Source organism: Amycolatopsis alkalitolerans, assembly GCF_006152065.1.
In the GTDB taxonomy this organism is placed as follows: Bacteria; Actinomycetota; Actinomycetes; order Mycobacteriales; family Pseudonocardiaceae; genus Amycolatopsis_E; species Amycolatopsis_E alkalitolerans.
Window position 1 is genome coordinate 75,936 of sequence record NZ_VDFW01000003.1, and the last position, 21,817, is coordinate 97,752.

Annotated in this window: 26 protein-coding genes and 1 pseudogene; 15 read left to right on the plus strand and 12 right to left on the minus strand. The window is 69.9% G+C overall.

The genetic code is table 11. From position 1 onward, the window contains the following. The first annotated feature begins 40 nt into the window (after positions 1–40). From FG385_RS04405 to FG385_RS04425, 5 genes are all read left to right on the plus strand, one after another. Positions 41–484 carry a helix-turn-helix domain-containing protein gene (locus FG385_RS04405; protein ID WP_235022384.1) on the plus strand — a complete coding sequence of 148 codons (444 nt, stop codon included), beginning with the start codon at positions 41–43 and terminating at the stop codon, positions 482–484. Further along, on the plus strand, positions 462–1,055 hold the full coding sequence (locus tag FG385_RS04410) for a hypothetical protein (RefSeq protein WP_139095301.1): 594 nt from the start codon (positions 462–464) through the stop codon (positions 1,053–1,055). The genes FG385_RS04405 and FG385_RS04410 overlap by 23 nt, the downstream gene beginning before the upstream one ends. 114 nt (positions 1,056–1,169) lie before the next feature. Next, positions 1,170–1,466 (plus strand): DUF2516 family protein, encoded by a 297-nt coding sequence (locus FG385_RS04415; protein WP_139095302.1) that lies wholly within the window; start codon positions 1,170–1,172, stop codon positions 1,464–1,466. A gap of 19 nt (positions 1,467–1,485) precedes the next feature. After that, positions 1,486–2,037, plus strand: coding sequence for a YbaK/EbsC family protein (locus tag FG385_RS04420; RefSeq protein WP_139095303.1), 552 nt, complete (start codon positions 1,486–1,488; stop codon positions 2,035–2,037). Continuing rightward, positions 2,037–3,494, plus strand: a complete 1,458-nt coding sequence (locus tag FG385_RS04425; RefSeq protein WP_139095554.1) for an aromatic amino acid lyase — start codon at positions 2,037–2,039, stop codon at positions 3,492–3,494. The genes FG385_RS04420 and FG385_RS04425 overlap by 1 nt, the downstream gene beginning before the upstream one ends. On the opposite strand, the gene FG385_RS04430 is transcribed toward FG385_RS04425, so the two are convergent. Together FG385_RS04430 and FG385_RS04435 are read right to left on the minus strand one after the other, a co-directional pair. Further along, a complete protein-coding gene (locus tag FG385_RS04430; protein WP_139095304.1) occupies positions 3,430–4,173 on the minus strand; it encodes an ABC transporter permease in 744 nt (247 codons plus the stop codon). The genes FG385_RS04425 and FG385_RS04430 overlap by 65 nt on opposite strands. Then, on the minus strand, positions 4,146–4,832 hold the full coding sequence (locus tag FG385_RS04435; protein WP_139095305.1) for an ABC transporter permease: 687 nt from the start codon (positions 4,830–4,832) through the stop codon (positions 4,146–4,148). The genes FG385_RS04430 and FG385_RS04435 overlap by 28 nt, the downstream gene beginning before the upstream one ends. 102 nt (positions 4,833–4,934) lie before the next feature. Here FG385_RS04435 and FG385_RS04440 point away from each other — a divergent pair, with 102 nt between their 5' ends. Together FG385_RS04440 and FG385_RS04445 are read left to right on the plus strand one after the other, a co-directional pair. Beyond that, positions 4,935–5,852, plus strand: a complete 918-nt coding sequence (locus FG385_RS04440; RefSeq protein ID WP_139095306.1) for an ABC transporter substrate-binding protein — start codon at positions 4,935–4,937, stop codon at positions 5,850–5,852. Positions 5,853–5,898: 46 nt separating this feature from the next. Further along, a complete protein-coding gene (locus tag FG385_RS04445) occupies positions 5,899–6,333 on the plus strand; it encodes an SRPBCC family protein (RefSeq protein ID WP_139095307.1) in 435 nt (144 codons plus the stop codon). Between the two features lie 156 nt (positions 6,334–6,489). Here FG385_RS04445 and FG385_RS04450 read toward each other — a convergent pair whose 3' ends face one another. After that, positions 6,490–6,717, minus strand: coding sequence for a hypothetical protein (locus FG385_RS04450; RefSeq protein ID WP_139095308.1), 228 nt, complete (start codon positions 6,715–6,717; stop codon positions 6,490–6,492). A 371-nt stretch (positions 6,718–7,088) separates the two neighbouring features. Between FG385_RS04450 and FG385_RS04455 the strand changes: the two genes are divergently transcribed. After that, positions 7,089–8,090, plus strand: a complete 1,002-nt coding sequence (locus tag FG385_RS04455; RefSeq protein ID WP_139095309.1) for an NADP-dependent oxidoreductase — start codon at positions 7,089–7,091, stop codon at positions 8,088–8,090. A 141-nt stretch (positions 8,091–8,231) separates the two neighbouring features. Further along, positions 8,232–8,978, plus strand: a complete 747-nt coding sequence (locus FG385_RS04460) for a hypothetical protein (protein WP_139095310.1) — start codon at positions 8,232–8,234, stop codon at positions 8,976–8,978. Here FG385_RS04460 and purU read toward each other — a convergent pair. The 7 genes and pseudogenes from purU to FG385_RS04495 form a co-directional block, all read right to left on the minus strand. Then, positions 8,975–9,835: a formyltetrahydrofolate deformylase gene (gene purU / locus FG385_RS04465; RefSeq protein ID WP_139095311.1), complete on the minus strand. Its 861-nt coding sequence runs from the start codon at positions 9,833–9,835 to the stop codon at positions 8,975–8,977. The genes FG385_RS04460 and purU overlap by 4 nt on opposite strands. A 23-nt stretch (positions 9,836–9,858) precedes the next feature. Further along, on the minus strand, positions 9,859–10,551 hold the full coding sequence (locus tag FG385_RS04470) for a maleylpyruvate isomerase family mycothiol-dependent enzyme (RefSeq protein WP_139095555.1): 693 nt from the start codon (positions 10,549–10,551) through the stop codon (positions 9,859–9,861). Further along, positions 10,460–11,176 carry a DedA family protein gene (locus FG385_RS04475; protein ID WP_139095312.1) on the minus strand — a complete coding sequence of 239 codons (717 nt, stop codon included), beginning with the start codon at positions 11,174–11,176 and terminating at the stop codon, positions 10,460–10,462. The genes FG385_RS04470 and FG385_RS04475 overlap by 92 nt, the downstream gene beginning before the upstream one ends. A 205-nt stretch (positions 11,177–11,381) precedes the next feature. Then, positions 11,382–11,930, minus strand: a pseudogene (locus FG385_RS04480) (lysophospholipid acyltransferase family protein); the annotation flags it as partial. Next, positions 11,927–12,634, minus strand: a complete 708-nt coding sequence (locus FG385_RS04485) for a GNAT family N-acetyltransferase (RefSeq protein ID WP_139095314.1) — start codon at positions 12,632–12,634, stop codon at positions 11,927–11,929. The gene FG385_RS04485 and the pseudogene FG385_RS04480, both read right to left, overlap by 4 nt. A gap of 113 nt (positions 12,635–12,747) precedes the next feature. Beyond that, positions 12,748–13,533, minus strand: a complete 786-nt coding sequence (locus FG385_RS04490; RefSeq protein WP_139095315.1) for a class I SAM-dependent methyltransferase — start codon at positions 13,531–13,533, stop codon at positions 12,748–12,750. After that, positions 13,512–14,006, minus strand: a complete 495-nt coding sequence (locus tag FG385_RS04495) for a DUF2505 domain-containing protein (RefSeq protein ID WP_139095316.1) — start codon at positions 14,004–14,006, stop codon at positions 13,512–13,514. The genes FG385_RS04490 and FG385_RS04495 overlap by 22 nt, the downstream gene beginning before the upstream one ends. A 26-nt stretch (positions 14,007–14,032) precedes the next feature. On the opposite strand from FG385_RS04495, the gene FG385_RS04500 reads away from it, so the two are divergent. Further along, the gene (locus FG385_RS04500) at positions 14,033–15,070 is read left to right on the plus strand and encodes a UDP-N-acetylmuramate dehydrogenase (protein WP_139095317.1); all 1,038 of its coding nucleotides are present in this window, start codon (positions 14,033–14,035) and stop codon (positions 15,068–15,070) included. Here the strand turns inward: FG385_RS04500 and FG385_RS04505 are convergent. Beyond that, positions 15,062–15,796 carry an SDR family NAD(P)-dependent oxidoreductase gene (locus FG385_RS04505; protein WP_139095318.1) on the minus strand — a complete coding sequence of 245 codons (735 nt, stop codon included), beginning with the start codon at positions 15,794–15,796 and terminating at the stop codon, positions 15,062–15,064. The two genes, FG385_RS04500 and FG385_RS04505, sit on opposite strands and share 9 nt — an antisense overlap. Positions 15,797–15,886: 90 nt before the next feature. On the opposite strand from FG385_RS04505, the gene FG385_RS04510 reads away from it, so the two are divergent. From FG385_RS04510 to FG385_RS04530, 5 genes are all read left to right on the plus strand, one after another. Beyond that, positions 15,887–17,056 carry a L,D-transpeptidase gene (locus tag FG385_RS04510; RefSeq protein ID WP_139095319.1) on the plus strand — a complete coding sequence of 390 codons (1,170 nt, stop codon included), beginning with the start codon at positions 15,887–15,889 and terminating at the stop codon, positions 17,054–17,056. Between the two features lie 108 nt (positions 17,057–17,164). After that, complete coding sequence (mshA, locus tag FG385_RS04515) at positions 17,165–18,475, plus strand: D-inositol-3-phosphate glycosyltransferase (RefSeq protein WP_407645452.1); 1,311 nt, start codon at positions 17,165–17,167, stop codon at positions 18,473–18,475. Then, positions 18,472–18,987: a type III secretion system chaperone family protein gene (locus FG385_RS04520; protein WP_139095321.1), complete on the plus strand. Its 516-nt coding sequence runs from the start codon at positions 18,472–18,474 to the stop codon at positions 18,985–18,987. Before mshA ends, FG385_RS04520 begins: the two co-directional genes overlap by 4 nt. A 65-nt stretch (positions 18,988–19,052) precedes the next feature. Beyond that, on the plus strand, positions 19,053–19,910 hold the full coding sequence (locus tag FG385_RS04525; protein WP_160148728.1) for a DUF4349 domain-containing protein: 858 nt from the start codon (positions 19,053–19,055) through the stop codon (positions 19,908–19,910). Positions 19,911–20,388: 478 nt separating this feature from the next. Further along, complete coding sequence (locus FG385_RS04530; protein WP_139095323.1) at positions 20,389–21,129, plus strand: phosphoglyceromutase; 741 nt, start codon at positions 20,389–20,391, stop codon at positions 21,127–21,129. Positions 21,130–21,141: 12 nt separating this feature from the next. Here FG385_RS04530 and FG385_RS04535 read toward each other — a convergent pair whose 3' ends face one another. After that, entirely contained in the window at positions 21,142–21,789 is a 648-nt protein-coding gene (locus FG385_RS04535) for a response regulator transcription factor (protein WP_139095324.1), read from the minus strand. Between the last annotated feature and the right edge of the window lie 28 nt (positions 21,790–21,817).

Here is a 21,817-nt window from a genome sequence, read left to right on the forward strand (position 1 = left end):
TTCGGGGTAACGTGGTTGGTGTCGCGAGGAGATGAGCCCGATGGGAAACGAGGGAGACAACCTCGACAGCTCGCAGGCAGGGCCGATCGAGAAGGTCGGCCACATCGCTTCCGACATCGGCGAGTACATCCGCCAGCAACGCAACAACGCGAAGATCTCGTTGCGGCAGCTGTCGAAGCTCGCCGGGGTGTCGAACCCGTACCTGAGCCAGATCGAACGGGGGGTCCGCAAGCCCAGCGCCGAGATCCTGCAGCAGATCGCCAAGGGGCTGCGGATCTCCGCCGAGGCGCTGTACGTGCAGGCCGGCATTCTCGACCTGCCCTCCGGCGGCCCGGTGCCCGACGCGATCCGCGCCGACACCGAGCTCACCGAGCGGCAGAAGCTGGTCCTGCTCGATGTGTACGAGTCCTTCCGCCGCGAGAACAACCACACAGACGTTCCTGTTCAGGAGAGTGAACATCATGCCGAGCACCAGGACCGATGAGGTACGCAAGGCCGTGAACACCGCCGTGGAGCAGCTCCGCACGCCGCTGCTCGCCGCGCTCGGCGCCGGCAACCTGGCCGGTCAGGCCGTGGCCGACGCCGTCGGCAAGGCGCGGGAGCGCGTCAACGAGAGCAGCGAGGTCGCGCGCAAGAACTTCGAGGAACTGCCCTCGGACGTGACGTCGCTGCGCGAGAAGCTGGACCCGGCCGAACTGCGCAAGCTGGTCGACGAGTACACCGAGGCCGCGCTCCGGCTGTACAACAAGCTGGCCGAGTCCGGCGAGCAGGCCTGGGACAAGTTCCTGGCCGAGCCGCGCGTCAAGTCCGTCCTCGACCAGATCGAGGGCGCCAGCACCGACGCCCGCGAGAAGGTCGAGGAGGTCCTGGGCCTGGCCGCGAAGCGGACCCACGAAGCGGGCGAGAAGGTGGCCGAGGAGACCGCGGAGGCCGCGGACAAGGTCGAGGAAGCCGCGCCGAAGTCGGCCCCGGCCAGCAAGCCGGCGACCACCCCCCGCCGCACCACCGCGACGGCGAAGGCGAAGAAGCCGGCCGCCCCGAAGACCGAAGAGTAAGCACCTGGCTCCGGACGGTCCGGTCGGCGCACCCCGTGTGCCGGCCGGACCGTTCGTGGCATTCTGGTCACAGGGGACAGGTCAGTCGGGGGCGAAGGGACGTAGGCTGGACAAGTGCCGCTCATAGCGCAATGGATCATGATGGTCGTCGGGTGGGCCGGGACGCTCGCGGGGCTCGGCGCCTTCTTCCACGCGCTCCTGCAGCGGGCGGACGCCTTCACCGCGGCCGACCGGAAGACCAAGCCGATCTGGCTGGCCATCACCGGCGCCGGCACCGTGGCCATGGGGTTGTTCGGCTTCGGCGGCGCGGGCACGCTGTTCTGGCTCGCCGGGATTGTCGCCGTCCTGGTCTACCTGGTGGACGTCCGGCCGAAGCTGATCGAGGTCCAGCGCGGCGGCAAGAACTGGTAGCCACGCTAGCCTCGGGTGCATGAGGAACTGGACCATCTCGGGGACCCTGACCGCCGAACCGGCCGCAGAGCGTGCGGACCTTCTCGCGGAGCCGGTCGCCAAGGCACTGGCCGCGCTGGCGAGCCCCGACGCCGGGGTCGTCGAGATCGACCCGGAACTGGCGGATACCGCCGCCTTCTGTGACGCGTACTCCTCTCCCATGGCGGCGTCGGCGAACTGCGTCGTCGTGGCCGGCAAGCGGGCGGGTGAGGTCCGCTATGCCGCGGCGCTCGTGCTCGCCACCACTCGCGCGGACGTGAACGGCGTGCTCAAGCGCCGCCTCGACGTGCGCAAGGCCTCGTTCGCGCCGATGGACGAGGCCGTCGAGCTCACCGGCATGGCCTACGGCGGGATCACCCCGGTCGGGCTGCCCGCGCAGTGGCCGATCCTCATCGACAAGGCCGTCGCCGAATCGCCCGAGCTCGTGATCGGCAGCGGCATCCGCGGCAGCAAGCTGCTGGTGACCGGTGAGCTGCTCGCCGCGCTGCCCGGCGCCGAGGTCATCGAAGGCCTCGCCAAGCCCGCCGCGTGATCGTCGGCGCTCCCGGCGATCTCGACGTCGCCGCGATCCGGCGGATCGCCGGCGGCGAGCCGGTCCGGCTCGACGATCGCCTGCTGAAGGTCGTCGCCGCCCAGCGCGAGGCCGTGCTGGGCGCGCTCACGGGCCAGCCGGTGTATGGAGTGAACACCGGGATGGGCCGCCTCGCCGGCACCCCGCTCACCGCCGAACAGCAGGCAGGGCACCAGGCACGGCTGCTGATCGGGCGAGCGGTGGGCGGACCGCCCTGGTTACCCGCATCCGACGTGCGCGCGCTGTTCGCCGTGCGCCTGCGCGATCTGCTCACGCCGGAAAGCGGGGCGAGCGCGGACGCGGCGCGTTTCCTGGCGGACCGGCTGAACGACGGGTTCGTCCCCGCCGTGCCCGCGACCGGCAGCGGTTCGGCCGGCGAGATCATCCCGCTCTCCCATGCGTTCCAGACCTTCCTCGGCCTCGGCTCGATGCTCGACGGGGCGTCCGCGGCCGATGCGCTGGCGCGGCGTGCCGCCGAGCCGTACCGGCCGGGGCCGAAGGAAGGGACCACCTTCATCCAGGGCGCGCCCATCGCGACCGCGCACGCGATCCTTCGCGCCGCCACGGCCGCCGAACTCGCCGAACTCCAGACCCTCGCGACGGCGCTCACCATCGACGCCATCGGCGCGCCGCGCGGCGTCTACCGCCCTGAGCTCGCCGGGCCGGACCCAGTCCTCGCCGGTGTGCTTCGCCGGATCCAGGCCCTGACCGGCGGCGGTACCGCACGGCCCGTTGTGCAGGCGCCGGTTTCGGTCCGGGTGGGGCCACCGGCGCTGGCGTACACCCGTCGTGCGGTGGCCGAACTCGAGGACGCCACCGAGCGGGCTCTCGCCGCGCCGACCGACTCGCCGTCGTTCGTCGAGGGCGAGTTCGTTTCGACGGCCGGATTCCACGCCGCCGAACTCGGGCTGCGGATGGACGCCGTCGCCGCCGCGCTCGTGCACGTGGGCGAGATCAGCGTGCAACGGACGCACCGCCTGCTCGACGAGCGGTTCAGCGGCCTGCCCGCCCAGCTCACCCCCGAACCGGGGCCGCAGGCGGGCCTGTCGCCGCTGCACAAGCGGGCCGCCGGAGAGCTCCACGCGCTCCGCCGGTCGGTCACCGCGGCATCCCTCGGTTCGCTGGACACCTCGTCGGGGCAGGAGGACGTGCAGGTCTTCGCGCTCGACTCCGGGGAGCGGCTGCGCGCGGCGCTCGATCATCTGCTCGTGATCACTGCCTGCGAACTGATCACCGCCCACCAGGCACACGTCCTGCGCGGGGAACCGGGCGCGCCCGCGCTGCGCGAGGCCTACCGTCGGATCGGTGAACTCGTCCCGCCCGTCGTGGAGGACAGGTCGCTCGGGCCGGAGGTCACAGCGTTTGTGGCTGCCTTGCGTTCTCCACGGTCAATCCCTTCGGCACCACCAGCCGGGTGATCAGCGTGAACGCCCCCTCGCACAGCAGCGCCAGCACGATCACCGCGACGCCGCCGCCGAGGATTTCGCCGTAGCCGCCGCGCCCCTGCGCGAAACCGTCCACGATGTACCGGCCGAGCCCGCCGCCGTCGTTCACGATCGCGCCGATCGCGACCGTCGCGATCAGTTGCAGGAACGCGACCCGGGCACCCGCCAGGATCACCGGCAGCGCCAGTGGCAGCTCCATCCGGAACATGATCTGGGCCTCGGTGTAGCCGGTGCCGCGCGCGGCATCGACCGCGTCGGCGTCCACCGAGATCACCCCCGCGTAGGTGTTGGTGAACAGCGGCGGCAGCGCGAGCGCGACCAGCGCGATCAGCAGCGGCCAGAAATCGGTGTCGAGCTCCCAGCGGGCCGCGAGGAACCAGAACAGGATGATCAGCCCGAAGCTCGGGATCGCCCTGCCGATGTTGATCACGGTGCTGGCCAGGAAGGCGCCGCGCCGGTAGTGCGCCAGCCACAGGGCAGGCGGGATGGTCAGCACGGCCGCGACGGCGAGCGACAGCGCGGAAAAGCTCAGGTGCTCGACCGTGCGGTACGGGATGCCGGCCGGGTCGGTCCAACTCCACCGGTTCGGCTGCCCGAGCCACTGCCAGGCCTCGGTGAAGATGTTCACGCGCGCACCCGCTTCCGCGCCCACGGCGCCAGCACCCGTTCCGACGTCCAGAGCAGGAAGTCGACGACGACGGCCAGTGCGATGGCCAGCACGATGCCGACGATGATCGGCGTCGGGTTCGGCGTGGTGGTCCGGATGCCCTGCAGGATGAAGTACCCGAGCCCGCCCATCCCGAGCATCGACGTGACCGTCACCAGCCCGATGGTCGTCACGGCCGCCACCCGCAGCCCGGCGATCACGACCGGCAGCGCGAGCGGCAGTTCCACGCTGAGCAGCAGCCTCGCCCGGGTGAAGCCCATCCCGATCGCCGCTTCGCGGACGTCGGCCGGCACCTGCTCGATCCCGGTGACGATGTTGCGCAGCAGGATCAGCAGCGTGTACGTGGCCAGCGGGATGACCGCGGTGGTGAACGACAGCCCGAAGAACGGGACCAGCAGCGCGAACGCGCCCAGGCTCGGGATTACGTACAGGGCGCCGGCGCCGGACAGTGCGATCGGGTAGAACCACCGCCAGCGCAGCGACAGCACGGCCAGCCCGACCGACACGACCAGCCCGATCGCGAGTGCGGTCCCGGTGAGCGCCAGATGTTCGCCGAGCCGCTGGATGATGTGGTCCGCGTTGCGCTCGACCCACCGCCACTCGAACAGCGGCCGGTCGGATTCGGCCAGCACGATCGCAGTCACCCGGCGAGCATAGATCTTCCAACGGCACCTTCTCTCATCATGTGGTTTCTGTCGGTGGTCGCGGTTAGGGTCGTCTGCGACCGACCAACTGGAGGGAAGACGATGCGCTGGACTAGGGGTTTCAAGGCGGGAGTGGTGCTCGCCGCCGCGGCGCTCGGGCTGGCCGCGTGCGGCGGGGGTGGCAGCGATCAGTCGGCCGCACCGAGCAAGGGCGGGAACCCGATCGTCGTGGCGTCGTTCAACTTCACCGACAGCCAGATCCTGGCCGAGCTGTACTCGCAGGCGCTGGAGGCCAAGGGCTACCCGGTCACGCGGAAGTTCAACATCGGCTCCCGCGAGCTGGTGTACCCGTCGCTGAAGTCCGGTGAGCTGCAGTTCATCCCGGAGTACCAGGGTGCCGCGATCAGCACGGGGTTCAACCAGACGGCGCCGAAGGACGCGGACTCCGAGCACGCGAAGCTCGCCGAACTGTTCAAGCCCTCGGGGATCGGGCTGCTGAACTACGCGCCCGCCGAGAACAAGAACACCTACATCGTCAAGACCGACCTGGCGAAGCAGCACGGGCTGACCAAGATCAGCGACCTGAAGAAGCTGGGCAAGATCGTGCTCGGCGGTCCGCCGGAATGCGGCACGCGCGCCAACTGCTTCGTCGGCTTCCGGGACACCTACAAGCTGGACGTCACGTTCCAGAGCATCCAGGAGGCCGGGCCGCGGCTGCAGCAGCTGAAGTCCGGCGCGGTGACCGTGATCCCGGTCGACTCGGTGAGCCCGCCCACCTCGGATCCGGAGTACACCGCGCTGCAGGACGATATGAACATCGTCGCGACCGAGAACATCGTGCCGGCGGTGAACCAGAAGGTGCTCGACGAGCGCGGCCCGGACTTCGCGGCCGTCGTGAACGCGGTGAGCGCCAAGCTGACCACCCCGGAGCTGCGCGAACTGAACAAAGAGGTCGATGCGGACGGTGACGCGGTCGCGGATGTGGCGAAGAGCTGGCTGAATAAGCAGGGGCTCGCCTGATCGTTAGAGTCGCGGTCGAGGACCACGATTCGAACAGGGAGTGAACATGGCTCAGGTCACGGCCACCGCGGAACGCACGATCGGCGCACCGGTGGACAAGGTGCGCGAACTCGTCGCCGACTATGCCGAAACCCGGCCCAAGATCCTGACCGAGCAGTACCGGGATTACCAGGTCACCGAGGGCGGCAAGGGCGCGGGCACCAAGGCGACGTGGAAGCTGCAGGCCACGTCGAAACGGGTGCGCGACGTCGCGGCGACCGTGACCGAGCCGGAGCCGGGCACCCTGGTTGAAAGCGACGCGAATTCGAGCATGGTGACGACCTGGACGGTGCGGGAGTCCGGCGGCGGCAGCGTCGTCCGGATCGAGACCACCTGGCAGGGTGCCGGCGGTATCGGCGGCTTCTTTGAGAAGACCTTCGCGCCTGCCGGGCTCAAGCGGATCTACGACGGGGTGCTCGGCAAGCTCGCCGAGCTGGCTTGACGGGAGAGGGGTACCCGGCACGGCGGGATTGACGGCACGATCTGCGTTTCGATGACACGGCCTGGCCGGAGGCCGTGCTGAGGCACGGACTACCTGATGCCCGAAGCCGCCGGGTACCTGCATGCGGCGCCGCCGGCCGTCGATCGTGATGGTCGGCTACTCCGGTCGTGCGGTCCAGCCAACCGTCACATAAGGAACGTCGAGTTCCCCCTTACCGAGGATGTCCTCGATGTCACTCACCAGTTCATCGAACAGCAGGCCCGCCTGTCGCTGCAGCGTCGCGTGCGAGCGCCATGCCGAGATCCAGTCTTCCGCCGGCACGCGGTGTACCACCGGTTCCTCGAGCGCCGACGTCTCGCCGAACAGTCCACTCTCCTCGATCACCGCGCGTTGATCCTTCCGCCGTACGCCGTACGCCGTACGCCGTACGCCGTACGCCGTACGCCGTACGCCGTACGCCGTAGGAGTACCGGGGCACCCGCGAGCAGATCAGCGACTCGATCTCGGACTGGAGTGGATCATCCAGTTGGCGGTGATTCCACACGCAGGCGATATGACCACCATCGATCAGCAGGTGGGCGCACTCCCGAAGCGCCGCTTGCCGGTCCATCGTGTTGAACGACGAGCCGAAGGTCACCAGCTCATACGACGACGCCGGTAAGCCGCGCCACAAATCGGAATCCGCGCCCCGGTTCTGCTGGTTGTATGTCGGCGAGAGTAGGTTTCGTTCGAGGATCGATGTTGGGAGTTCGACGATGAGCACGGCGACCGAGGTGCGTCTCGCGTCCCGCCCGCAGGGGTGGCCGACGCTGGCCAACTTTTCCATTGTGGACACCGAGATCCCGCGCCCAGGTCCGGGGCAGGTGCTGGTACGCAACGTCCTGATGAGCGTCGACCCGTACATGCGCGGCCGGATGAACGACGCGAAGTCCTATGTCGCGCCGTACGAGGTCGGTGCGGCCATGCAGGGTGGCGCGGTCGGCGAAGTCGTCGAGTCCACCGTGGACGACTTCGCTCCCGGTGAAACCGTGTTGCACGACCTGGGCTGGCGCACGCATGCCGTCGTCGACGCCAAGCGGGCGACGAAGGTCGACCCAGAGGCCGCGCCGCTCGGCGCGTACCTCGGTGTGCTGGGCATGCCTGGCCTGACCGCGTACGCCGGGTTGCTGGACGTCGCGCGGCTCACCGAAGGTGACACGGTCTTCGTTTCGGGCGCGGCGGGTGCGGTCGGCTCGGTGGTCGGTCAGCTGGCGAAGTTCAAGGGCGCCAAGCGGGTCATCGGCAGCGCCGGTTCGGACGCGAAGGTCGAGCACCTGACTGGCGAACTCGGCTTCGACGCGGCGTTCAACTACAAGAACGGCCCGGTGACAGATCAGCTTGCCGCGGCCGCCCCGGACGGTATCGACGTGTACTTCGACAACGTCGGCGGCGAGCATCTCGAGGCCGCCATCGCCAACGCGAACGTCCACGCGCGCCTCGCGATCTGCGGCATGATCTCGGCGTACAACGCGACCGAACCGCCCGCGGCGCCGCGCAACCTCGGGCGGGTCATCGGCTGGCGGCTGACCATCCAGGGCTTCCTCGTCCGTGACCACTATCACCTGCGTGACCGGTTCTTCGCCGAAGTCGCCCCGCTGGTGAAGGACGGCCGCCTGCGGTACGAGGAGACGGTGGTCGAAGGCATCCGCAACGCCCCGCAGGCATTCCTCGACCTGCTCGGCGGCGCGAACACCGGCAAGATGCTCATCCGCTTGTGAAGCCGGGGCGGGCTGCACGTCAGCCCCGAGCGAGATAGTCGTAGGCATCCTTCGTAGGGAAGGTACTGCGACAGGGAACGTACGCGTTGGAGCCGCTCGTAGGGTGACGCCAGTGCGGACCGGGTCGGCCATGCTCGGCGTATGACGACGATCCTGCGAACACGGACCCGGTCGGTCGAGCGAGCGGCCTACCAGGTCGGCGCGCTGCTGTTCCTGAGTGGTGTGGTCCACCTGGTCGTGCTGATCGCATCCGGCACGACGTGGGAGGGCCCGCTGTCGTACCGGAAGGCGATGACGTTCGGGCTGTCCTTCGGGCTCACCCTCGCGACGCTCGCCTGGGCCACGTCGTTCCTGCGCATGAACGAACGGGTGCGGACCGCGTTGCTCGGTGCGTTCACCGTCGTGAGCGTGGTTGAGGTCGCACTCGTGACGATGCAGGTCTGGCGCGGGGTGCCGTCGCATTTCGACTTCGAGACCGGCTTCGACACGGTCGTCTCGATGATGCTCGCGATCGGCGCGGTGATCATCGTGACGGTCCTCGGGTTCACCCTCGCCGCCCTGCGCTCGACGAGCGGCCTATCGCCGAGCATGCTGCTGGCGCTGCGGTTCGGGCTCGTGGTGCTGATCGCCGCGCTGGCCGTCGGCGCCGTGATGATCGTCGACGGCGTGCGGCTCGCGCGGGGCGGTGAACCGCAGTTGGCCTACACCACGGCCGGTGCGCTCAAGCCAGTGCATTTCGTGGCCATGCACGCGATCCTCGTTGTACCGGCGCTCGCCTGGCTGATGCGCTTCACCGACTGGACCGAGCGCCGCCGCACCCGCATCATCCAGGCGATCGCGGTGATCTACGCGATCGCGGTCGCCGGCACGTGGCTCGTCTTCGGCTAGAACACGACGGTCCGGTTGCCGTGCACGAGGACACGGTCTTCCAGATGCCAGCGCAGGCCGCGGGCGAGGGTGATCTTCTCGATGTCCCGGCCCTTGCGCACCAGATCGGGCACGGTGTCGCCGTGGTCGACGCGGATCACGTCCTGCTCGATGATCGGTCCGGCGTCCAGATCGGCGGTGACGTAATGGCAGGTGGCGCCGATGAGCTTCACCCCGCGGCGGTGCGCCTGGTGGTACGGGCGCGCGCCGATGAACGAGGGCAGGAAGCTGTGGTGGATGTTGATCGCGCGACCGGCCCACTCTTCGCACAGTTCCGGCGGCAGGATCTGCATGAACCGCGCCAGCACGACCGCATGCGGGTCGTGCTCGTCGACCAGCCTGCGGATCTCGGCGAACGCGCTCGCCTTGTCCCCGGGCGGGAACGGCACGTGGTGGAACGGGATCCCGTGCGCCTGCGTGATACCCGCGAGCGAGTCGTGGTTGCCGATCACGGCGCGCACGTCCACGTCGAGTTCTCCGGCTGCGACGCGGCCCAGCAGGTCGTACAGGCAGTGCCCGTCCTTCGACACCAGCAGCACCACCCGGCGCCGGACATCGGTGTCCTCGACCCGCCAGTTCGACTCCGCCGACAGCGAGGACGCGACCTCCGCGAAGCGGGCACGCAACTCGTCCACGCCGAACGGCAGCGAGTCGGCCCGGACCTCCTGGCGGGTGAAGAACCAGCCGGTGTCCGGATCCGTGTGGTACGCCGCTTCGACGATCCAGCCGCCCGCCTCGGCGAGGAACGAGGACACCCGGGCCACGATGCCGGTGCGGTCAGGGCAGCCGAAGGTGATCACATAACGTCGTTCGGACACCCGCCCATCTTCCCCGGCGCTGCTCACGGCGATGCGAGGGGCTTCAGCAGCGCCGTGTCCCCGGTGACGACGGCCTGGCTGGGCCGCCCCCAGACCCGCCGGTAGACGGCGTCCGCGGAGCCCGTGATGGTGAGGTCGGCCTCGGCCCCACTCTCGTCGATGGACGGGGGCGCGCCGGGGGACAGGCGCACGGTCCAGTCGCGTTCGATATCCGTGGCGCTCAACCGCACCGTGCCCGCGTACGTCGTGTCCGCCCAGTCGGTGCGGGTCGGCACCATCCAGGCGATCAGTTCGTCCACGCCGTCCGCGGCGAATTCGGGGTCGAATCCCACGGACGGTTCAGCCGACAGCGCGTGCTCCGCGTCGAGGCGATGGATAGCCGCTTCATGCGCCTGCCGCCGCGCCCACGAGGCGGCGACCCGCGGGTACCGCGTGAACGGCAGCCAGGCCGGCGCGTCCGGATCCGCGAGGCCGTCGAGCATCTTCGTGCGCTGCTCGTCCCACCAGGCGAGTAGCTCGTCCCAGCCTTCCGGCGGCCGGTCCGGCTTGATTTCGCGGCCGCTCGGGTCGGCCAGGGCCTGGATCACCCACGACTGCACGCGGCCGAGATGCCCGACGAGCCGGCTAACCGTCCACCTCGGACAGGTCGGCACCTCGGCGTCCGGTCCCGCGGTCACCACCGCGGAGCGCATCGCGTCGCCCTGGGTCCGGATCATCGTCAGGAAGTCCTCGTGCCGCATGCCGCGAGCGTAACCGGCGAACCACCTCGAGCGCGCCGACGAGGAGCAAGCCGATCGCGAACGACAGCACCAGTCCCCGGCCGGGCGAGTCGGTGAACGCCGCACCGCCGACCGAACCGATGCACACGCTGTAGGCGGCCCAGATGGTCGTGCCGAGCGCGTCGAACGTGACGAACCGGGGCCACGGCACGCCCATGCTCCCGGTCGCGAGGCCGCTCGCGACGCGCCCGCCTGGCAGGTACCGGGCCGCGACGATCAGCAGTGCGTTATGCCTGTTCACCTGGGTACGAGCCCATTCGTAGCGGGCTTGCCCACGTTCGCCCCGTTGCAGGCGGGCGAGCATGCGCGGTCCGGCGCGGCGGCCGATCCAGTGCGACAGGCAGTCCCCGGCGAGCGCCCCGCTCGCGGCCACCGCGACCAGCAGGCTGAGCCGCGGCAGATCCGGGCCGAGCAGCACCGCGACCGTGACGACCGTGGTTTCGCTCGGCATGAACGGCAGCAGCGCGTCCAGCGCCGACACGGCGAACACGATCAGCCACAGCCACGGGGACGACAGCGCGTCCTTCAGCAGCAGGCCGAGACCGTCCAGCAATTCAAACATGCGCGGCCTGACGCACGGCGGCTTCGGCTCGCGCCGCGAGTTCGCGCCTGTCCGCATACGGTTCGAACGCCTCGTGTACCTCGACCTCGACCCGCAGGTCACGAGCCCGCACGACGCGCCGCAGCGAGTTCAGCAACGTGTCTTCGCCGACGAACGACGCGACCGTGCTCGGCTCCCCGCCCTGCCGGTAGCCCAAGGTCACCGGGCGGATCGGCGCCCGCGCGTCGATCGCCGCCTGGAACGCGGCACGCCGGAAAGTGCCGCCGCCGTGGCTGCCGCACCATGTGGTGCCCTCGGGAAAGACCAGGACCGACCGGCCGGAACGCAGGGTGCTCGCCACGTCCACCACGACGGCGGGCAGGCCGCGCAGCTGATGACGGTCGATGAAGCGGGTGCCGCAGCGCCGGGCCAGGCCGCCGACGACCGGCCACCGGCCGACTTCGCGTTTGGCCAGGAACGCGGTCGGTTCGATCGCCAGTGCCGCCACGATGTCCAGCCAGGACAGGTGGTTCGCGACGATCAGCGTGCCGCGCGCCCCCGGGACGCTGAGCCGTTCGGCGTCGGTCACCACCTCGACCCCCAGTTCCGTGAGCAGCCGGCGCGCGGATGAGCGGAGTTCACCGCCTCGCGCGGCGGAACCGGAGGCGGCCAACGCCCCGCGCCAACGCCGCACGGCTTGCATTGTGGTCACCTCAGGTCGCGCGGAGGTGACGCAGCGCGGTGTACACGGTGAATAGCTGGCCCACGCGTTCATCTGCCGTCCCCGAAGAGGTAACGCCGGTAGCGCGGGCCGACCCGGTCGAACGACAGCAGCGTGAAGAAGTCCGCGACCGCGAACTCCGGGTCGTGCGCGGGCGGGCCGCAGACCCATGCCCCGAGCCGCAGGTAACCGCGCAGCAGCGGCGGAACGGCCGCGTAGGACGGGCGCTCCTGCGTGCGGGGCAGGGGAACCCACGGGCGGTGCGGTTCGACGCGCAGCCCGGCCGGTGAGAGGTGCCTGGCGCGGGTCAGTTCCCAGGTGTCCGCCGCCGTGACGCCGCCGTCGGCGAGTGACACCGACGCGCAGCCGGCCAGGTGGCGGTACCCGGCCGACTGCGCGTACCGGCCCAGCGTCGCCCACATCAGGTTGATCACCGCGCCCGTGCGATGCGCGGGATGGACACAGGACCGGCCGATCTCGACGAGTTCCGGCCGCAGCGGCGCGAGCGCGTCGAGTGCGAACTCTCCTTGTGGATAAAGGCTTTCGCTGGCCCCAGGCAGTAGGATCCGGTAGGTACCGACCACTTCGCCGTCGTGCAGGACCGCCAGGTGCTCGCAGACTTCGTCGAATTCGTCACGGTCGTCCCCGGCACCGAACTCGGCCGAGAACACCTGCCGCCGCAGCGCGAGGCAGCCGGTGACGATCGCCGGATCGGTGGTCACGACCGCCTGGTATCGCGTGTCGATGAGCGTTGTCATGGATCCGATCCTGGCGCCGCGCGTAACGCGTTGACCAGGACATTCTGGTCATATCGGGGAGAAGTCCGGGTTCGCCCGTACCGGTTGTCCCGCTCGTGCGGGTCGGGTTGTCCCTACCTCACGGTGTGCCACGGGACGGTCAGCTCGCCGAGACGCCAGCGCCGAGGCCCGTCGAGCACCGGCCAGCCCCGAGCCCGCAGCAGTTCCACCGTGCGCAACCACCGGAAGCGGACCCCGAACGCCCGGTGCGGCGCGGCGGCGGCCCAACAACTGTCCAAAAGCGACAGAAACTCGTGCACCGGTTCGCCGGGCACGTTGTGGTGGATCAGTGCTTTCGGCAGACGTTCGGCCACTGTGGACGGTCGATCGAGCGTGCTCAGCTTGTAGGACAAGGTAAGGCTGAGCGGCCCGTCGGAGCGGAGCGCGACCCATGAGCAGAGCCGGCCGATCTCGTCGCAGGTGCCCTCGACGAGCAGCCCGCCGGGCGCCATGCTGTCTAGGATCAGCTTCCACGCGCCTTCGACCTCGTCCTCGGCGTACTGCCGGAGCACGTTGAACGCCCGGACCACGACCGGTGCGGTACCCGCGAGCTCGAACCCACCGCGGGAGAAGCCGAGCCGGGGCGGGTCCGCGAGCGGGGCGGCCGCGGCGACCCGCGCCGGATCCAGCTCGAGACCGAGCACTCGTGCGCGCGGGCACGCGGTACGCAGCCGGTGGGCGAGTTCCGCGGTGGTGATACCGGAGGCGCCGTACCCGAGGTCGACCACCAGGGGGTCCGCCGCATGGCGCAGCAGGGCGGACACAAGCGGCGAAGCCGTGAGCCAGCGATCGACCCGGCGCAGCCGGTTGGGGTTGGTGGTTCCTCGGGTAGGCGAGCCTAGGGGTTTTCCGCGAGCCACTGCGCGGACAGTTCGACTTCGCGGCGCAGCAGGTGGGTGATCTGATCCGCGACGAAGTCTTCGAGCTTGCCCCCGACGAGCGGGATGCGGATCTTCACCTCCCCGGTCGCGCGCAGCACCGTCTTCCCGCCCTCGGCTCTGAGTTCGGTCCGGACGTCGATCTCGCCGGGCAGACCGCTGACCGTGGCCCTGGCCGTCCCGCTGTAGCCCTCGCGCGTCCAGCTCTCCTGCCGGTCGACGAACAGGTCGCCGCTGTGCAGGGTGCGCACGATCGACGGCAGCTTGTCCGCGCCGACCCCCTGGCGCAGGGTGAACCGCACGCCGACCGCGGTGGTCGTGTAGTCGAGCAGGGCCGCGTTCTGGCCGCCGACCTCGGCCAACCGGGCCCGGAGCGCGGGCTCGCTGGTCTGGGCGGCGAACACCTCGTCAACACCTTGCGTGAACTCGGCGCGGTGCTCGATACGGGATGCCATGACCGGAGACAGTACCGTTTGACCTCGTGACACCAGTCGAAACCCGGACCCTCCTGGCCGAGCACACCACCCTGCACCTTGGCGGCCCCGCCCGCCGGTTCGTCGTCGCCGAGACCACGGAAGACCTGCTCGGGGCCGTGCGCGCGGACGGCCGGGTGCTCCTGCTGGGCGGCGGCTCGAACCTCGTCGTCGGCGACGCCGGGTTCGACGGCACGGTGGTCAAGATCGCCACCCGCGGCTGGCGGATCGACGGCGAGTCCGTCGAGGTGGCCGCCGGGCAGAACTGGGACGAGTTCGTCGCGGCGATGGTCGAGGCCGGTTTCGGTGGGCTGGAATGCCTGTCCGGCATCCCGGGCTCGGTCGGCGCGACGCCCATCCAGAACGTCGGCGCGTACGGGTGCGAAGTGGCCGACCTGCTGATCTCCGTCGAACACTACGACCGGCGCACCGGCGAGGTGCGCACCCTGAGCGCGGCCGACCTGGGCTTCGCCTACCGCACGAGCGTGCTCAAGGGCACCGACAGCGGGATCGTCCTCGACGTCCGGTTCCGGCTGCGGCCCGATGGGCTGTCCGCCCCGATCCGCTACGCCGAACTCGCCCGCACGCTGGGCGTCGAACTCGGCGCGCGCGTCCCGGCCGCCGACGCCCGCGAGGCCGTGCTCGACCTGCGGCGCGGCAAGGGCATGGTCCTCGACGCGGGCGATCACGACACCTGGAGCGCGGGCTCGTTCTTCACCAACCCGATCGTGCCGGAGTCCGAACTGGACGGTGTGCTGGCCCGGATCGCCCAGGTCGTGGACACGCCGGCGCCGCAGTACCCGGCCGAGGGCGGGGTGAAGCTGTCGGCCGCGTGGCTCATCGAGCGGGCCGGTTTCCACAAGGGCCACCAGGGCCCGGGCGGCCGGGTTTCGCTGTCGACGAAGCACACCCTCGCCCTGACCAACCGGGGCGCCGCGAGCACCGCCGATCTGCTCGCCCTGGCCAAAGAGGTCCGCGACGGCGTCGAGGCGAAGTTCGGCGTCACCCTGCACCCGGAACCGCTGCTGATCAACTGCTCACTGTGAGCGATCCGCCCGCGTCCCGTTGAGCTGGGCCCTCGGCTTGAGTTCGATCGAGTCCAGGTTCACATGCGGCGGCCGGGTGGCGGCGAAGGCGATCACCTCGGCGACGTCTTCCGCGGTCAGCGGGGTCAGCCCGCGGTAGACAGCCGCCGCGCGGTCGGCGTCGCCGGCGAACCGGTTCACCGAGAAGTCCGTCTCGACCATGCCCGGGATGATCTCCGTGATCCGCACGGGGTCGCCGAGATGTTCCGAGCGCAGCGTCTTGTGCAGCGCCGCCTGCGCGTGCTTCGCCGCCGTGTAGCCCGAACCGCCGTCGTACACCTCGTGCCCGGCTACCGAGGTCACGGTGATGACATGGCCGTCGCCGGACTCGATGAGCTTCGGCAGCAGCGCCTTCGTCATCCGCAGCGTGCCGAGGACGTTGGTCTCCCACATCCAGCGCCAGTTGTCTTCGTCGGCGTCCACGACACGCTCGAGGCCTCGCGCTCCGCCCGCGTTGTTGACCAGGACGTGGCATTCTGGGACCTGCTGGACAAAAGCGGCAACCGAGGCGGCGTCAGTGACGTCCAGTGAGTGAGCGGTACCGGCCAGATCCGCGACCACCTTCTCCAGGCGGTCGAGGCGGCGGGCGCCGAGCACGACGTAGAACCCGGCTTCGGCCAGTGCGCGAGCGGTGGCTTCACCGATCCCCGCGCTGGCCCCGGTGATCACTGCGGTTCGTTTGCTCATGCGCCCATACTCCCAGCGGGGGAAGGCCGGATATCGCGGGGAGCCGGTGGGCGTTGGACTGGGACGGCTGGGAAAAGGGGAGGCAAATTCGTGATGGACAGGCGTTCGGTGGTGAAGGCGGCGCTGGTCACGGGAGCGGGGGCGGTCGTGGCGGCGTGCACCGGCGGCGGTGGCAGCGGGGGCGGCACAGACGGAGCCGCGCCGGCGACCGAGAGCAGGCCCGTGGCCAAGCTCACCGCCCAGCCCGCCGTCGACGCGCACGACGCGGCGGTGCTCCAGCCGGTCACGGTACGGGTGGCCGACGGTCGGCTGACCGACGTCAAGCTCACCAACGCCGACGGCCACGCGGTCGAAGGCTCGTTCAACACCGATCGCACGGTCTGGACCAGCAGCGAGGTCCTCGGCTACGGCAAGACGTACACCTACGCGGCCTCCGCGACCGGTACCGACCAGAAGCCCGTGCAGTTGGCCGGCAGTTTCACCACGCTGACGCCGGCGCGGCAGATCCGGGTGACGATCAACCCTGGCGACGACGCCGAGGTCGGCGTCGGGATGCCGGTCAGCGTCAAGTTCAGCTCCGACGTGCAGAACAAGGCCGAGATCGAGAAGGCGCTGATGCTCGAGACGAGCGGCCACGTCGAGGGCTCGTGGGGGTGGCTCTCGGACCGGCAGGTGGACTTCCGGCCCAAGGAGTACTGGCCGGCGAACACCCAGGTCAACGCGGACGCGAAGCTGTACGGCATCGACCTCGGGGGCGGTGGCTACGCGCGGGCGGACGTGACCACGAAGTTCACCGTCGGGCGCAGCCAGGTCGTCAAGATCCACACCCCGGACCACGTCATGAACGTCTACCGGGGCGGGGCGAAGGTCAACAGCTACCCGTGCAGCAACGGGCTCGACTCGGACGTCAACCGGAACACGCCCAACGGCACGTTCATCATCATGACCAGGGAGCCGCACGCGATCTTCGACAACGCGCGCTACGGCTACACCAACGTCAACAAGAAGTGGGCCTGCCGGATCTCCAACCACGGCGAGTTCATCCACGAGAACCAGGACAACGCGGCCGCGATCGGCAAGGTCAACAACTCACACGGCTGCGTAAACCTGCTGGACGCCGACGCGAAGGAGTTCTTCGACTCGGCGCTGATCGGCGACCCGGTGGAGATCACCGGTTCGCGGCTGGCGGGCCCGGTCAATTCGGACGTAATGGACTGGCTCGTGTCCTGGTCGGCCTGGCGGGGGAAGTCGGCGCTCTAGTCCCGTCGCCCATTGGGGGAAGATGTCGGGGGCCTGCTGGCGTTGCGCACTCCAGGTGGCCCTCCGCCGTGCTTTGCCGGCGGCCGACACACATGGGAGTGAACCAGGGTGACGATCTCGCTGCGCGGGTCTCGAACGGCGTCGACGATTTGGCCGCGCAGGGTCGCGGTGCTGTCCGTACACACCTCACCGCTGGAACAACCGGGCACCGGCGACGCCGGGGGCATGAACGTGTACATCACGCACACCGCCGTGGAGATGGCGCGGCGCGGGATCAGCGTCGAGGTGTTCACCAGGGCGACCTCCTCCGACCAGCCGCCGGTCGCCGAGCTCGCCCCCGGGGTGCTCGTCCGCCACGTCCCGGCCGGCCCGTTCGAACCGCTCGGCCGTGACGAACTGCCCGCGCAGTTGTGCTCGTTCACCTCGGGCGTGCTGCGGGCCGAGGCCTTCCACGAGCCGGGCTACTACGACCTGATCCACTCGCATTACTGGCTCTCCGGCCAGGTCGGCTGGCTCGCCCGTGATCGCTGGGGCGTCCCGCTCGTACACACCGCGCACACCCTCGCGAAGGTCAAGAACGCGGCGCTCGCCGATGGTGACAAGCCCGAGCCGCGCACCAGGGTGTTCGGTGAAGAACAGGTGGTCGCGGAGGCGGACTGCCTCGTCGCGAACACGCCGGTCGAGGCGAGGCAGCTGGTCAGCCTGTACGGCGCCGATCCACGCGCGGTGCGCACCGTCGAACCGGGCGTCGATCTCGAACGCTTCACGCCCGGTTCGAAGACGGCCGCCCGCGACAAGCTGGGCCTGCCGCAGGACGCGGCCGTGCTCGCGTTCGCCGGGCGGATCCAGCCGCTCAAGGCGCCCGACGTGCTGCTGCGCGCGGCGGCGCGCCTGCTCGAGCAGAGCCCTGGGCTGCGCGAGCGGCTCGTCGTGCTCGTGGTGGGCGGGCCGTCGGGGACCGGGCTCGAACAGCCGCAGGCGCTGCGGGAGCTGGCGGCCGAGCTGGGTATCCAGGAGCAGACGAGGTTCCTGCCGCCGCAGCCGGGCGAGATGCTCGCCGAGGTCTACCGGGCCGCCGACGTGGTCGCGGTGCCCAGCTACAACGAGTCGTTCGGGCTGGTGGCGCTCGAGGCGCAGGCGTGCGGGACACCGGTGGTCGCGGCCGAGGTCGGTGGTCTGCCGGTGGCCGTGGCGCACGGGGTGTCCGGCCTGCTCGTGCCGTCGCACAAGGCGCACGATTGGGCCAGCGCGCTGGCCAGCGTCGCGTTGCAGCCGGACCGGCGTGCCGAGCTCGGTGACAACGCCGTGCACCACGCGCGGCGGTTCTCGTGGGAGCGGACGACCGACGCGTTGCTCGGCACCTACGCGGTGGCGGCACACTCGTTCCGGAACGCACTACGCCCGGAGGTTGCGGTTTGAGCGTCGACCAGGTGATCCAGTCCACCCTGGACCGGGCGGGCCTGAAGTACGACAAGAAGGCCGAGGGCCGGTACTTCGTGACCCTGCCCGGCACGAAGAAGCTGCAGACGAACTGCTGGCTGATCGTGCGGGAGCACGCGTTCGCGGTGGAGGCGTTCGTGTGCCGGCGCCCGGACGAGGCGCATGAGGAGGTCTACCGCTTCCTGTTGCGCCGCAACGCGAAGCTCTACGGCGTGCACTACACGGTGGACGCACTCGGTGACATCTACCTGGTCGGCAAGCTGAGCCCGGCGTCGGTGACCGAGGACGAGCTGGACAAGCTGCTCGGCCAGGTCCTCGACGCCGCCGACAACGACTTCAACACGATCCTGGAACTCGGCTTCGCGACTTCGATCAAGCGCGAATGGGACTGGCGGGTGTCCCGCGGCGAGTCCCTGGCCAACCTGCAGGCCTTCAAGCATCTGGTGGAGCCGGAGCATCCCCTCGAGCCGGGCGCGCTGACCGATTCGTGATCTTCCGCGTGCAACCGCTGTGACCGATCCGCCCGTCTTCCCGCCGGAACTGGAGGGAGACGAGGTTGAGAGCAGGATTGTTGCTGACCGGGCTGGCCGTACTCGCGCTGGCGAGCGGCTGCACCGGGACCGCCACCAGCGACCGGGCTGCCGCGCCCGCGCAGGGCGGGGTCGCGCAGCCGGAACACCAGAGCCAGGCGAACGGCCAACCCCGGCAACTCGCGAGATCGGCGCGACTGGCCATGACGGCCACCGACATCCGCGCGGTGACAGCCGAGGCACGGCAGATCGCGGTAGCGGCGGGCGGCTACTCGGGCTCCGAGCGCACCGACGTCGGCTCGGCGAACATCGCCCTCGCCGTCCCCGACAAGACGCTCGATGACGTGATCGGTCAGCTGTCGCGGCTGGGCCAGGTCACCAGCACTGAACAAACCGCGCAGGACCTGACCGAGCAGGTCATGGACCTCGACTCCCGCCTCGAAACGGCCCGCCGCAGCGTCGACCGGATCCGCGCCCTGCTGGACCGTGCCGCCAGCCTGAGCGACATCACGACCATCGAATCCCAGCTGACCACGCGGGAATCCGACCTGGAATCCCTGGAAGCCAGGCAACGAACCCTGACCACAAGCGTCGCCATGGCGACCATCACCCTGACGATCACCCCGGCAGCTCCGCTCCCGGCTGTGACAGCGGCCCCAGGCTTCCTGGCAGGGCTGGCCTCCGGCTGGTCAGCCTTCCTCACGTTCGGCCGCACGATCGTGCACGCCCTAGGCGCGGCCCTACCGTTCCTGCTGATCATCGGCCTCCTGGTTACCGCCCTATGGCCGATATGGCGACGCCGACCGCACAAACGTGCCCAGCCGAAGGGGAGTCCAGGGGGCTCGCCCCCTGGCGGGGGTCGGGGGGTTCGACCCCCGATGTGATGCCCGGAGGGCCGGACGGGCGCTTTCCGCGAGTAGGGGTGCTCCGCCCCGGAGGCGGAGCGGCTCGAGGGAGGGGGAGTCGCGAACTCGAGCCGCCCCGCTGACGCTCCCGCCGCTGTGGACCCGGTGGCGAGGGGGAGTGCCAACGGGGCCGGCGGGGCCGCAGCCCGGCAGGGGGGAGACGAGCTGCGGTCGTACCCCGCTGCCGCTGGGGAGTGCGTGGAATCCAGCGGCGCGGGACGTACGTCAACTTGTCAGATATCCACCAGTAATCACAAGACTACTGGATACTCCATTCGAGTGAAATTTATGATGCGTGTTAACGGAACGCAGCAAGTGTCACTTTCCGCATGCGTTCTGAGGGGTGGTAGGACCGCTCGGTCGATTGCGTTACCGTCTAGTAACGCACTGTGCGTAGAACGCGTACCCAACGCCACCCTCGACGGAGACGGTTCGCGCCGCGGTTTAGATTCGGAGTATGGCCGAACTAGGGACGTTGGTGCTGCTCCGGCACGGGCAGAGCACCTGGAACGCGGAGAACCTGTTCACCGGTTGGGTCGACGTACCCCTGTCCGAACTGGGGCAGTCCGAGGCCCGTGAGGGCGGTGAGCTGCTGGCCGAGAAGGGGATCCTGCCCGACGTCGTGCACACCTCGCTGCTGCGCCGCGCGATCTCGACCGCCAACATCGCGCTCGACGTTGCCGACCGGCACTGGATCGACGTGCGCCGCAACTGGCGGCTCAACGAGCGGCACTACGGGGCGCTGCAGGGCAAGAACAAGAAGCAGGTTCGCGACGAGTTCGGCGAAGAGCAGTTCATGCTGTGGCGGCGCTCGTACGACGTGCCACCGCCCGCGATCGAGCGCGGCACCGAGTTCAGCCAGGACGCCGACCCCCGCTACGACGCGGACGCGCCGCTGACCGAATGCCTGAAGGACGTCGTCGCGCGCCTGCTGCCGTACTGGGAGTCGGCGATCGTGCCCGACCTCCGTGCCGGCAAGACCGTGCTCGTCGCGGCGCACGGCAACTCGTTGAGGGCCCTCGTCAAGCACCTCGACGGCATCTCCGACGATGCGATCGCCGGGCTCAACATCCCGACCGGGATCCCGCTGCGCTACGACCTCACCGAGGACCTGAAGCCGGTCACCGTCGGCGGCGAGTACCTCGACCCTGAGGCGGCGAAGGAAGCCGCCGCGGCGGTCGCGAACCAGGGCCGCTGACCCACCTCGCGGTTAGATCAGGCCCAGGTCGCGGGCGCGGGCGCCGGCTTGGAAGCGGGACTCCGCGCCCAGGGCCGCCATCAGCTCGGCGACGCGGCGGCGGTACGTGCGCAGGCCGAGGCCCAGTGTGCGCGCCGCCGTCTCGTCCTTGCAGCCCGACGCCAGCACGTCGAGGATCCGCGGCGCCAGCGCCCGCACCTCGGCGAACTGCATCTCGAACACCTCGAGCTCCGTCGCCGCGCGCCAGGCCGCGTTGAACAGCGACGTCACGCTCTGCATGACCTCCGGGCGCGTCATCACGCTGTAGCTGCGCTCACCGCCCGAGCGGTCGCCAGCCAGGATCGCGACCCGGCGGTCGAGGATGATCGTCTCGTTGATCTCGTCCGGGGTGATCCGGATCTCCGCGCCGAGCCGTTTCAGCATGCGCAGGTGCCGCACCTGCTGGTCGTCGAGGAGCACCCCGGGCCGGTACAGCTTCCGCACGTGCGCCTTCGACCCGCTGGGGGGCGCCGCGGGCGCGAGGGGCTGGTGCGAGACCGCCCAGGTGTGCATGTCGTTGGCCGCGCACGCGACCTCGTCGGCCGACGCGAACAGGTGCCCGGCGCGCTCGAACAGTTCGGCCTCACCACGCACTACCGCGGCGTCTCCGGCTATCTCCATCCCTCCAGTTTGGCAGCAAACTGCCAAT